At 37.0% G+C, this 12,514-nt stretch carries 12 protein-coding genes; 11 read left to right on the forward strand and 1 reads right to left on the reverse strand.

The features are described from left to right. Positions 1-218: 218 nt before the first annotated feature. From uvrB to cls, 6 genes are all read left to right on the forward strand, one after another. Positions 219-2,201, forward strand: a complete 1,983-nt coding sequence (gene uvrB, locus H541_RS0103745) for an excinuclease ABC subunit UvrB (protein ID WP_022796007.1) — start codon at positions 219-221, stop codon at positions 2,199-2,201. A gap of 257 nt (positions 2,202-2,458) precedes the next feature. After that, entirely contained in the window at positions 2,459-2,728 is a 270-nt protein-coding gene (rpsO, locus tag H541_RS0103750) for a 30S ribosomal protein S15 (RefSeq protein ID WP_022796008.1), read from the forward strand. 339 nt (positions 2,729-3,067) lie between these two features. Then, positions 3,068-5,164, forward strand: a complete 2,097-nt coding sequence (gene pnp / locus H541_RS0103755; RefSeq protein ID WP_022796009.1) for a polyribonucleotide nucleotidyltransferase — start codon at positions 3,068-3,070, stop codon at positions 5,162-5,164. A gap of 719 nt (positions 5,165-5,883) precedes the next feature. Beyond that, complete coding sequence (locus H541_RS0103760; RefSeq protein ID WP_022796010.1) at positions 5,884-7,560, forward strand: ribonuclease J; 1,677 nt, start codon at positions 5,884-5,886, stop codon at positions 7,558-7,560. A gap of 16 nt (positions 7,561-7,576) precedes the next feature. Beyond that, positions 7,577-8,182, forward strand: coding sequence for a hypothetical protein (locus H541_RS0103765; protein WP_022796011.1), 606 nt, complete (start codon positions 7,577-7,579; stop codon positions 8,180-8,182). A gap of 420 nt (positions 8,183-8,602) precedes the next feature. Continuing rightward, positions 8,603-10,054, forward strand: a complete 1,452-nt coding sequence (cls, locus tag H541_RS0103770; protein WP_022796012.1) for a cardiolipin synthase — start codon at positions 8,603-8,605, stop codon at positions 10,052-10,054. A gap of 219 nt (positions 10,055-10,273) precedes the next feature. Here the strand turns inward: cls and H541_RS0103775 are convergent, their stop codons facing one another. Continuing rightward, positions 10,274-10,555 (reverse strand): hypothetical protein, encoded by a 282-nt coding sequence (locus H541_RS0103775; protein ID WP_022796013.1) that lies wholly within the window; start codon positions 10,553-10,555, stop codon positions 10,274-10,276. A 361-nt stretch (positions 10,556-10,916) separates the two neighbouring features. Here H541_RS0103775 and H541_RS0103780 point away from each other — a divergent pair, with 361 nt between their 5' ends. The 5 genes from H541_RS0103780 (at position 10,917) to rpoZ (ending at position 12,445) form a co-directional block, all read left to right on the forward strand. Continuing rightward, positions 10,917-11,234: a hypothetical protein gene (locus tag H541_RS0103780; protein ID WP_022796014.1), complete on the forward strand. Its 318-nt coding sequence runs from the start codon at positions 10,917-10,919 to the stop codon at positions 11,232-11,234. Further along, positions 11,194-11,385 (forward strand): hypothetical protein, encoded by a 192-nt coding sequence (locus H541_RS13595; protein WP_240470894.1) that lies wholly within the window; start codon positions 11,194-11,196, stop codon positions 11,383-11,385. The genes H541_RS0103780 and H541_RS13595 overlap by 41 nt, the downstream gene beginning before the upstream one ends. Continuing rightward, positions 11,313-11,489 carry a V-type ATP synthase subunit D gene (locus H541_RS12910; protein WP_240470892.1) on the forward strand — a complete coding sequence of 59 codons (177 nt, stop codon included), beginning with the start codon at positions 11,313-11,315 and terminating at the stop codon, positions 11,487-11,489. Before H541_RS13595 ends, H541_RS12910 begins: the two co-directional genes overlap by 73 nt. 126 nt (positions 11,490-11,615) lie before the next feature. Continuing rightward, the gene (gmk, locus tag H541_RS0103785; protein ID WP_022796015.1) at positions 11,616-12,233 is read left to right on the forward strand and encodes a guanylate kinase; all 618 of its coding nucleotides are present in this window, start codon (positions 11,616-11,618) and stop codon (positions 12,231-12,233) included. Then, positions 12,230-12,445, forward strand: a complete 216-nt coding sequence (rpoZ, locus tag H541_RS0103790) for a DNA-directed RNA polymerase subunit omega (RefSeq protein WP_022796016.1) — start codon at positions 12,230-12,232, stop codon at positions 12,443-12,445. Before gmk ends, rpoZ begins: the two co-directional genes overlap by 4 nt. Positions 12,446-12,514 lie beyond the last annotated feature (69 nt).

The raw sequence follows: 12,514 nt of genomic DNA on the forward strand, positions 1-12,514 counted from the left end.
TTTTATGAATTGCAACAGTTCGACTGTTTAAAGTGAGGCCCTAGGTGGGTGTTAAACTTGTTTATGGCGAACAAAACGCTTATAATCTAAAGAAGCGAACGTACGTTCTTGTGACTAGTCATTGACTGATTAGAAATAGATAATATTTAGGTCAGGTGGTAGATAATATATAGCTCAGTGATAGATGTGGTCATTTAAGTATAGAAAGGGAGAGGTTGATGGAATTTAAATTAAAATCAAAGTATAAGCCTGAAGGAGATCAACCAACCGCGATCAAAGAGTTGGTCGAGGGTCTTAACGAAGGAAAGAAAGCTCAGACCTTACTCGGGGCAACGGGTACTGGTAAGACTTTTACAGCAGCAAACGTGATTCAACAGGTTCAAAAACCAACATTAGTTTTAGCTCATAATAAAACTTTGGCTGGTCAATTGTATGGTGAGTTGAAGGAGTTTTTTCCTGAAAATGCGGTTGAGTATTTTGTGAGTTATTATGACTACTACCAACCAGAAGCGTATGTTCCAAGTAGCGATACCTATATCGAAAAAGATGCATCTGTAAATGATGAGATCGATAAGTTACGCCATAGCGCTACGAGTGCATTGCTAGAGAGAAGAGACGTTATAGTAGTTGCCTCAGTCTCTTGTATATATGGATTGGTCAATCCAAAAGATTATGCTGAGCATGTTTTGTCTATTAGACAAGGGCAAATTATTTCTCGTGACGAGTTTTTGAGACGACTAGTAGATATGCAATTTGAACGCAATGATATTGATTTTAGACGGAGTACCTTTAGGGTAAGGGGAGATGTTGTTGAAGTCTTTCTAGCCAGTCGAGATAGTTCGGCAATACGAGTTGAATTTTTTGGTGATGAGATTGATCGGATACGAGAGGTCGATGTCCTGACCGGAGAAGTCAAGAATGATGTCGAACATTTTCCGATATTTCCAGCAACTCACTTTGTTGCTAATGAAGATACGATCCAAAAAGCAGTTCGGACGATAAAAGAAGAACTAGCCGGTCGTTTAAAGGAATTAAATGACCAGAATAAATTACTCGAAGCGCAACGGTTGGAGCAACGGACGAATTACGATATCGAAATGCTGCTTGAAATGGGTTATTGTAATGGTATCGAGAATTATTCAAGGCATATGGATGGTCGTAAAGAAGGACAACCACCTTATACTTTACTCGATTTCTTTCCAAAGGATTCTTTATTCGTGATTGATGAATCGCATATTACGATGTCACAGATAAGAGGAATGTATAATGGTGACCGTTCACGGAAGCAACGATTGATCGATTATGGTTTTCGTTTACCAAGCGCTCTAGATAACCGGCCATTAAGGTTAGAAGAGTTTGAAAAGCACGTGCCACAGATCATGTATATTTCAGCTACACCAGGTGATTATGAACTGAATCAAACGAAGGAAGTCGTTGAGCAAATCATCAGGCCAACTGGGTTATTAGATCCGGAAATAGAAGTGAGACCTATCAAAGGCCAGATTGATGATTTGATTAGTGAAATCAACAAGCGTACTGAAAAGAACGAGCGTGTTTTCATAACCACATTGACGAAAAAAATGTCAGAAGATTTAACGGATTATTTAGAAGAAGCTGGTATAAAGGTCAAATATCTCCATAGTGATATCAAGACGCTTGAACGGACTGAAATCATTCGTGATTTACGCTTAGGCGAGTTTGATGTGCTAGTTGGTATCAACTTGTTGAGAGAAGGGTTAGATGTTCCTGAGGTGTCTTTAGTGGCAATTTTAGATGCTGATAAAGAAGGTTTCTTAAGAAGTGAACGGTCACTTGTCCAAACAATTGGTAGAGCAGCTAGAAATGAATTTGGCCGTGTCATTATGTATGCAGACCATGTAACAGATTCAATGCAATCTGCTATAGATGAGACTTATCGCCGACGTGAAGTCCAACTCGCTTACAATGAGGAACATCATATTACACCAACCACAATCAAAAAAGAAATTAGAGACTTGATTTCTATTTCTCATCCAGCAATGGAAGGCGACAAACCGCTTAATCTGACGGATCAATACGAACAGATGACAGTTCCTCAAAGAAGAGAAGCTATCGAATTATTGGAGCTTGATATGAGAGCAGCCGCTAAGAATTTGAATTTTGAGAAGGCAGCTGAGATGAGAGATATCATTTTAGAGTTGAAATCTCATTTTCGATTGTAGTCTTTTCAAGATTAATCTGGCTGATGATTATGATTGGTAGTAGTTTAATTTCTGTTTAATAACTGAATGGTAACTGAACAGCAACTGAATAATAACTCATGCATAACAGTTTTATTAATAAGTATTGTTACTTGATTTTAAATCATATATCGTGTAAAATCATTAAAGTGCTTAGAGCACAGACTTTGGTCGTAGTTGTTTGTTTCACCGACGGCAAACTCTGATCATGGTGACTATACAAAGAGAGGTGAATCAATATGGCAATTTCAAAAGAACGCAAAAATGAAATCATCGCTGAATTCGCGACACACGAAGGAGATACTGGATCTCCAGAAGTACAAATCGCAGTTTTGACTGCTGATATCAATGCGTTGAATGAACACATCCGTATTCATAAGAAAGATTTTCATTCATACCGTGGTTTGATGAAGAAAATCGGGCATCGTCGTAACTTATTAGCTTATTTACGTGCTAACGATGTTCCACGTTATCGTGAACTTGTGAAACGTCTCGGATTACGTCGTTAATCAAAACGTTTTAATCTTGCGAGATCCTAATCATTGGGTCTCGCTTTTTTTGAAGAGAATGTTATCATTATGGTAGGTAAGTTAAGCGTATTCATTGACTTATACGCAGTTGTCGGAATGGTTACAAAATTTAATTGACCGTTGCTATTCTACTAAATAAAAGAGAGCTTTATAAAAACTTTATAAAAACCCTTATAGTGAAAACTTTATAGAGAAAAGTTTATAGAGAAACCTTTATAGAGATAAAGAGATGAAAAAGTAATAAAGTCAGCAAGTAAGGTTGTCTCAAGTAAGGTTGTCTTTTGTTTAGTAGTCAACGGTCTGAAAAGGAGAAAAAAGATGTCAGAAAAACAAGTTTATCGCTTTCAACTTGGAGGACGTTTATTACAAGTCGAAATTGGGCAATTGGCTAAGCAAGCTAACGGAGCTGTGCTAGTTCGTTATGGAGACACGGTTGTTTTGACCGCAGCGGTGGGATCCAAAGAGTCAAGTGGAGCAGATTTCTTTCCGCTAACAGTTAACTATAACGAAAAGATGTATGCCGCAGGGAAAATTCCTGGAGGATTCATCAAAAGAGAGGGTAGACCTAGTGAACGGGCGACTTTAACGGCTCGTTTAATAGATCGTCCGATTCGTCCAATGTTTCCTGAAGGGTACCGTAATGAAGTGCAAATCACAAATACCGTCTTGTCTGTAGATCAAGATTGTTCCCCAGAGATTGCTGCTATGTTTGGGTCTTCCTTAGCTTTGGGCATATCCGATATTCCATTTGATGCGCCAATCGCGGGAGTTAATGTTGGTCGTGTTGATGGTAAGTTCGTTATCAACCCAACTGTTGCTGAAGAAGAAGAGTCGGATATCGAACTGACAGTTGCAGGTACAAGTGAAGCCATTAATATGGTGGAGAGTTCAGCTAAAGAAGCATCTGAAGAAGACATGTTGTCTGCTTTGATGTTTGGCCATGATGTCATCAAGGAATTATGTGCCTTCCAAGATAAAATCGTCGAAGAAGTCGGCAAAGAAAAAATGACGGTTGATTTGTTGCAACTTGATCCTGAATTAGAAGCTATTGTCTCTGCTGATTACAAGCAAGCCATGATCGAAGCTATTCAAACATTTGATAAGTTAGAACGTGAAGAAAACATTGAACAAGTCAAAAAAGATGCCTTAGCTGATTATGAAGAAAAATATCAATCAGCTGAAAATCTAAACCATGTATTAAGAGAGGTCAAAGAGATCGTCAATGTCCTAGAAAAAGACGAAGTTAGACGGTTGATCACTCAAGATAAAGTGAGACCTGATGGGCGTAAGGTTGATGAAATAAGACCATTGAGTTCAGAGGTTGGAGTTTTACCAAGGACACATGGTTCAGGGCTATTTACAAGAGGCCAGACTCAAGTTCTAACAGTAGCGACGTTAGCACCGTTAGGGGAGTATCAAGTAATCGATGGTCTGGGACATGAAGAAGGGAAAAGATTTATACATCATTATAACTTCCCTCAATTTTCTGTTGGTAGCACTGGCCGTGCTGGGAGTCCTGGAAGACGAGAAATCGGGCACGGAGCTTTGGGCGAAAGAGCATTGAAGCAAGTCATTCCAAGTCCTGAACATTTTCCATATACCATTCGATTAGTATCAGAGGTTTTAGAATCAAACGGTTCATCTTCTCAAGCTAGTATTTGTGCGGGGACTTTGGCCCTAATGGATGCTGGGGTGCCAATCAAAGCTCCTGTTGCAGGGATAGCAATGGGATTAGTTAAGAGTGGCGAGGATTACACAATATTGACTGATATCCAAGGACTAGAAGATCACTTAGGTGATATGGACTTTAAAGTTGCCGGAACAAAAGATGGTATTACTGCTCTACAAATGGATATTAAAATCAAGGGTATTACTAGACAGATTCTTGAAGAAGCCTTGACGCAAGCTAAAAAAGCACGTTTTGAGATTTTACATCACCTCAGTACTACATTAGCTGCGCCACGTCATGAATTGAGTCAATATGCGCCAAAAATTGAATTGATCACGATTAAACCTGAAAAAATCAAAGTGGTAATTGGTCGTGGTGGTGAAACCATCAACAAGATTATCGATGAAACTGGTGTTAAGATTGATATCGATGAAGAAGGTAATGTGTCCATAGCTTCAACCGATAAAGAGATGATTGATAGAGCCAAAACAATTATTGAAGATTTGACGCGTGATATTGAAGTTGGACAAGTTTTCAATGGTACCGTAAAACGAATTGAGAAATTTGGTGCTTTCGTCGAAATAGCACCTGGAAAAGATGGCTTAGTCCATATCTCTCAATTGCGTAAAGAACGTGTGGCTAATGTAGAAGATGTAGTTCATATTGGTGATGAGTTAAGTGTCAAGGTTGTTGAAATTGACAATCGCAATCGTATTAACTTATCTCACAAAATTCTAGAAGATTAATCTCTACTATTAATCTCTACTAGAAGAACGATCATTGCCAGAACATTACTCTTTAGCGAACATACGTCATAGATAAAACTAGTGATGTTTAATGAGTCATGACTTAGAAAATTGATATACCTTAAAAGCGACTGAACATTCTTGTTCAGTCGCTTTCTGTGTTATAATCAATATAGCGATGTCAAGTTTGATCAAATTAGAGTCATTCCATAGAATGATATTACTAAAATCTGTATACATATGATGTGGAAAATCATAGTATGACGCACTATATGTCAACTAGTGTATTAAACCCAAAAACTTAATCGTTTCAAGTAACAAAAAATAGTCAATTATTTAGTGTGCTAATTTTTATTATTATCAGATTTTTGGACTATATTCGGTCTGTGTTTAAACTGTACTTTAGATTATTTATTAGAGACTGTTTTAGAGATTGCTCATAAACAAAGATCATAAAAACAGGTCATAAAAACAGTTCATAGAAAAGGTCATAAAAGAAGATCATAAAAACAGTTCATAAAATGCAGCTTATAAAAACAGTTTACAAACGATGGCTTATAAAAGGCTGTCTGCAATTTAAGTGTGTCAAACAGCTTAAAGAAAAATATCAGAAGAAATCTAAAGAATAGTATGAATATGAGACAAGTAGAACGAAAAAAGTGCCAAATAAATAAAGGTTAAATAAGCCAGAATAATTGAGAAAACAAGGAGATTTTTGAATGAGTCAAATTAAAGTAATACCACTTGGTGGTGTACGAGAAATTGGAAAAAGTTGTTTTGTAGTAGAGGTAGATAATTCTATTTTTGTATTGGATTGTGGATTAGTTTATCCAGATGATGCATTATTAGGAATCGATGTTGTCATTCCAGATTTCACCTACTTAGAAGAGAATAAAAACCGCATTGAAGGTATCTTCTTAACACATGGGCATGCGGATGCTGTAGGTGCTTTGCCATACCTTTTAGAGAAGGTACAAGTACCGGTATTTGGAACTGAATTAACTATTGAGCTGGCAAAATTGTTTGTTGAGGATGCACATGTTGATGTCGCATTTAACGACTATCACATCATTGATCCAGATATGGAAATTGAATTTAAGAATGGCGTGACGATTAGTTTCATCAAAACGACTCACTCGGTTCCAGATTCTGTGGCGGTGGCTGTTAATACTGAAGATGGTGCCATTGTTTATACAGGAGATTTCAAATTAGATCAATCTGCTGATAAAAGATACCAAACAGAGTTTGGTCGATTGACGGATGTCGGAGAAACTGGAGTTTTAGCTCTGTTGAGCGACTCTAGAGAAGCTGAGAGTCCTGTTGAAAATTCAAGTGAACGGGCGATTTCTGAGGAATTACAAGATATTCTTTTGAATGCTCCTGGACGCGTAATCGTAGCTGCTGTTGCGAGCAATATTCAAAGAATACAACAGGTATTAAATGCGGCCTATGCGACTAACAAAAAAATATTTTTAACAGGTGACAAGCTCGAACGAATTATTGACCAAGCACTTCGCTTAGATAAAATCACTATTCCTAGTAAAGATCTGATTGTTAACGCAAAGCAACTAAAATCAATTCCAGATAACGAGTTGGTAGTCCTTGAAACAGGGGCAATGGGTGAACCTATCAAGTCACTTCAATTGATGGCTAAGGGTCGTCATCGGGAAATCAATTTGAAACCAGATGATCTTGTTTTCTTAGCAACAACACCTTCAGTGGCGATGGAAACATGGTTAGCTCGAACAAAAGATATGATTTATCGTGCAGAAGCCGAAGTTGCTGAATTGTCAGATGGTATCAAAACATCAGGACACGGAACGCCTAATGAGCTTAAACTGATGATTAATTTATTAAAACCAAAATACTTTATTCCTGTACAAGGTGAGTATAGTAAATTACTCGCCCATTCCCAACTTGCGAAAGAGGTTGGCATTGACCTAAAACATTCTTATATTCCAAGTAATGGTGACATTATTTCCTTTGATAAAGGGCGTATGAGGTTGACTGGACAGGTTCCAGCAGGAAACGTGTTAGTTGACGGATCAGGCGTTGGTGATATTGGGAATATTGTCTTAAAAGACCGTAAGATATTGTCTGAGGATGGTGTCTTTGTAGCCGTTTTGACGATTTCTAGAAGATTAAAAACAATTCTTTCAGGGCCTGAGATTATTTCACGTGGCTTTATATATATGAAAACAAGTGGTGACCTTCTGGAAGAGAGTCAAGAGATTGTGACAAAAGTGGTTACTGATTATCTGTCACAACCTAATTTTGATTGGTCAGAATTAAAGCAACAAGTTCGTGAAGCACTTAGTCGCTATCTGTTTGAAGAAACAAAACGCCGCCCTGTTGTATTACCAATCATTATGGAAGCGTCCAATTATAAAAAGTAAGGTGAGTTAACTAAAAATGTCTAAAAATACAGAATTATTGATTGAAATAATGACAGTTCTAGTGTTAGTAGTTGCGTTGAGTTTCGTACCAAGTCCTACTACAACACTAGGATTGTTTACAATGGTTATTCCGTTGTGGTGGTATAGCTTTCGGAGGGGTGTGTTACCAACTGTCATTCTGGCACTCATATGTAGTGTGGTGGTTGTAACTGCTCATGGGGAGTGGAGTAGCGATATTGTTTCATTGTTGCTTGTTGTGTTTTTGCTACTCATTTCTGGGGCTATTCCAGGCTTCTTCTCCAAATTTACGATTCGAACGTTATTTAATCGTAAAACCACTTCCACTATTTTAAATGTGATGACGGGGACGTTTTTATCCTCTCTATTAATAAGCATTATTGCAGGACTAGCTACATCAAATGCAGATTTGGCGAATACCTTGCAACATACCTTAAATGTCGTAGCTACTAGCTGGGGAAGTGTTTTCTTAGGCACGTTGTTCACATGGTTAATAGGAGCCATTATTTTCGTTGTAATGATCAAATGGTGGCCAACAGGACTGATTCCGAGATTTACGAGACATTTGTCGAGAAGAGAAAGATCCAGCTTATTGAATGACTAGATTGGTTGTTTTGTGGTTATTTCATAGTTGTATAAACTAAAATAAATGATAAACAGTAGTCACGATAGGCTTTAGAAAATGATAAACAGTAAAAACTACAGCTTTAGAAATGATAAAATTTAGGGACTTATCAGTGAGGACCTCAATAGGTTGTTTCTAGAGTGTGCTTGTTGAAAGTGACCTGTGAGCCATGATTATATAGCTAAGCTAGCATGTAATCATGGTTTTTTGTGCCCCTAAAGTTATTTTTACGTCTAAATCTATTGGGGTTAGTACTTGCTAGTGTTACACTGAGTTAGATAGAATAAGGCATAATGATAAATGCATTCTTTTCTAATTTTAAATCACTTAGAATTGCTGGAAATCACTGAGAATCACTCAGAAACACTAAAACTGTCAATTAAAAAATCGGGGTGTAATATGTGGGATACGATACAACAGATTTTTCTTATTTTAACCGTGATCAGTACAGTCGTCTCGATCATTACCATATTTAGGCAGCCTCGAGATATTGCTGCAACTTGGGCTTGGCTCTTAGTTTTGATCCTATTTCCGGTTTTTGGGTTAGTCCTCTACTTCTTCTTTGGCCGAAAAATGACCAAAACAAGAATTTTTGACATGAAGTCTCAAAAAGCTTTAGGGATGGAAGAGTTAGTCGATGTTCAACAGGCATTGCTAACTGACGATAGGGCTCTAGATCAATTTAATGGGAATATTTATTTACAAGATCTAGCTACTTTGTTTTTACAAAGTGATGAGTCTATATTAACTGAACATAATAAAATCAAGTTTTTTTACGATGGTAAAACAAAATTTCAAGCCCTAAAAGAAGATTTAAAGCAAGCCAAGGATCATATTCACATGCTCTACTATATTTTTCGCGATGATAGCTTGGGGGAGGATATCCTCAGCATTCTAACAGAACGTGCAAAAGCTGGTATCGAGGTTTTGGTATTATATGATGCATGGGGTTCAGCTAAAACAAAAGATAAATCTTTTGACGAGCTCCATAAAGCTGGTGGTAGGTCCATTGCTTTTTTTGGGTCAAAAATTCCTTTAATCAACTTTCATTTAAACCATCGTAATCACAGAAAAATAGTAGTGATAGATGGAAAAATTGGTTATGTAGGAGGATTTAATGTTGGAAATGAGTATCTGGGAATAGGAAAATTGGGTTATTGGAGGGATACTCATTTAAGAATAGAAGGGAATAGTGTTTTATCGCTTCAAAGTCGTTTTTTTATTGATTGGAATGCTGTAGCTTCTCACCAAGACAAAAGGGACTATCAGAAACGGTATTTTCCAATTGCTAAACCAATAGGAAATAGTACCATGCAGATTGTTACTAGTGGACCGGAGTCTGAAAAACAACAAATCAAAATGGGTCTGATTAAAATGATTGCAATGGCCCGTAAATATATCTATATCCAAACACCATACTTTATTCCTGATGAATCCTTGTTAGAGGCTCTAAGGATTGCCATTTATTCTGGAATTGATGTTCGTATCATGATTCCTTGTAAGCCGGATCATCCTATCGTTTATCGAGCAACTGAATACTATGCTAAGTTGATAGAAGAAACCGGTGCAACAATTTACATTTATACGCATGGGTTTTTACACAGTAAAATGATGGTGGTTGATGGTGAAATCGCTACAGTTGGGACTTCTAATTTTGATGTTAGAAGCTTTAAACTTAATTTTGAAGTCAACACTTTTATCTATGATTTAAAGGTGACCAAAGAGTTAGCTAATGTTTTTATCCGCGATAGTAGGTATTGCCGTATTGCTGACCACTACTATTTTAAGCAACAGTCTCACTGGCGTAAGTTTAAGCAAAATTTCTCCAGACTATTTTCACCAATATTATAAAGAATAAAACCATTAAAAGCCTATAATAACAACAAATATAGAAGCATTACTACTGATGATTGTAGATCAATCATGAGTAGCAATGCTTCTTTTATTTTTTCTATTAATTAATCGTCATTTGCCAAATCTAATTTTTGGCGTAGACGACTGTTTCAATTAGTGTTATTGGCATAGATATCATGGCTATATAGTTGAAAAAATGGTTTATAAAGAGATTGATTAATGGACTTGTAACAGTTGATCAAGCGAAATAATATATTCCACACGGGTATCCAAATCTTCTATTATAGTCGTTCGGTCGTATCGCACACTAGACTTTACTCTACCTCTGATGACTGATTGGTAAACGAAACCTTTTGAGTCTTTGAATTCGGCAATCACCTTTACTGGAAGGTCGCTTTCCCAAGCGTTGTTAATGCGTTTGATGACCAAGTGAAGTGGCATAATAATATCTTTTAAGGTTTTTTGTGTTGGTATATCGGTTATTTTTAGTTGCTCCATGGTTTCTTACCCCCGAACATTTGTTTGTATTTACATTATACGAACAAACGTTCTTTAAAGCAAGTTTAAATCACGAATAAAGTCAAAAAAAAATAAAAAATACGTCTGATGCCTTTTTTGCTAGATTCTGTCATCAATTTAGTTAAAATTTAGCTAAAAATACCGAGTGCTTGTTATGATTATGCAAGCATGTTAGTTGTTCGCCGTGATGTTTAAGTGATGTTCATCACATTAAATGCGCTGATTAGACCTAAATATAAAATTTATTGCCTCTTTTCTTGCAAGATGTTTTGAATAGGTAACAAATTACGTCATACTAGTCTTGTCGAAACAAATAGTTCTATAAGGTGGGAGGCATATAATGGATGAAAAGATCATGGCTGCTATTGATGATATGGAGCAGTCCATCAAAAATATAGAGTCATCATTCAATGATGACATTCACAATTTAAAGGAGTCCAATCGTCAATTAGTGGAAGACTATCGTAGGAAGGCAGATCAATCCTTACAAGTTCATCACCAAACAATCGCTGATAAAGAGAAACATAATTTAGACCGTTATAAAGCTCACTTAAGAGAAAAAGAATTTCAAGTGGAGTCGCGCTATAACGAGATATTAAAGGAGAAAAAGGCGGATTTTGTCACCATGGTCGTATGGGTATTTGAATTCCAATATTGAAATCGATGAATCCTTGCTCATCTTGAAAGAAGCTATGGATCCGATGTTGAAATTAGCTGAAATCGAAAAAAATGTCAATTGCTTGGTAAGGAGATTGAACGAACGAGAAGGCGTGTCAACGCACTCGAATATCATGCGATACCTCAACTAAACGAAACCATTGCATTCATTGAGATGAAGTTGACTGAAGAGGAAAGAGGTCATTTGATTCGAATCATGAAGGTCAATGATTTGACAGAATCCGAATCTACCTGATGGCCTGAAAAAATAGTGTTAGCTAACTAGTTTTCTTAACGGGAATAAAAGTAATTAGGTTTTTGGTCCAGTTTTGTGATAGAATGGTACTATTAATTTAGGCAGAAAGGTTGCGTAACGTCATCCATGACTAAAAGAGGTTTACTCATCGTTTTATCTGGCCCATCTGGGGTAGGAAAAGGTACTGTCAGGGCAGCCATATTTAAACGTGATCATCCTAATTTCATTTATTCTATTTCCGCAACGACTCGGCAAAAACGCCATGGTGAAGTAGATGGAGTAGATTATTTTTTTAAATCTCGCGAAGAGTTTGAAGCCATGATTGATGCAGACAAGTTATTGGAGTATGCTGAATACGTGGGTAATTACTATGGCACGCCCCTTGATTGTGTCGAAGAGATGTTATCTAAAGGTAATGATGTTTTTTTGGAGATAGAAGTACAAGGCGCGCTTCAAGTCAAAGAACGGATGCCAGAAGGTATCTTTATTTTCTTGACGCCACCAGATTTGACAGAACTCCATTCTCGCATCGTCCACCGTGGCACAGACCAAAAAGAGATTATAGAAAAAAGAATGCTTAAAGCACGGCAAGAGCTCAAGTTAATGACCTATTATGATTATGCAGTAGTGAATGATACAGTCGAAAATGCTGTTAAAGCGATTGAAGCTATTATAAAGAGTGAACATCTAAGAGTGAACCGTGTAATGAGTGAATTAATCAAAGGAGAGTTTGAAAGCAAATGATGTTATATCCCTCAATTGACAAATTGTTGACCAAGATTGATTCTAAATATTCATTAGTTGCTATTGCTAGTAAAAGAGCACATGATTTACAAGAGCATAGCATGCCAATGTTAGATGACTATCGATCAGTAAAACCAGTCGGGAAGGCTTTAGAAGAAGTTGCAAGCGGCTTGTTAGAGATTCGAAAAGATACGATTCCAAAAGATGAGTAAGTGATGTTGAATGAAAGAGGCAGGCGCTAAGGTCTACCTCTTTTTTTCTATTTGTTAATGTAGGAGGTA

Source organism: Bavariicoccus seileri WCC 4188, from assembly GCF_000421665.1.
In the GTDB taxonomy this organism is placed as follows: domain Bacteria; phylum Bacillota; class Bacilli; order Lactobacillales; family Aerococcaceae; genus Bavariicoccus; species Bavariicoccus seileri.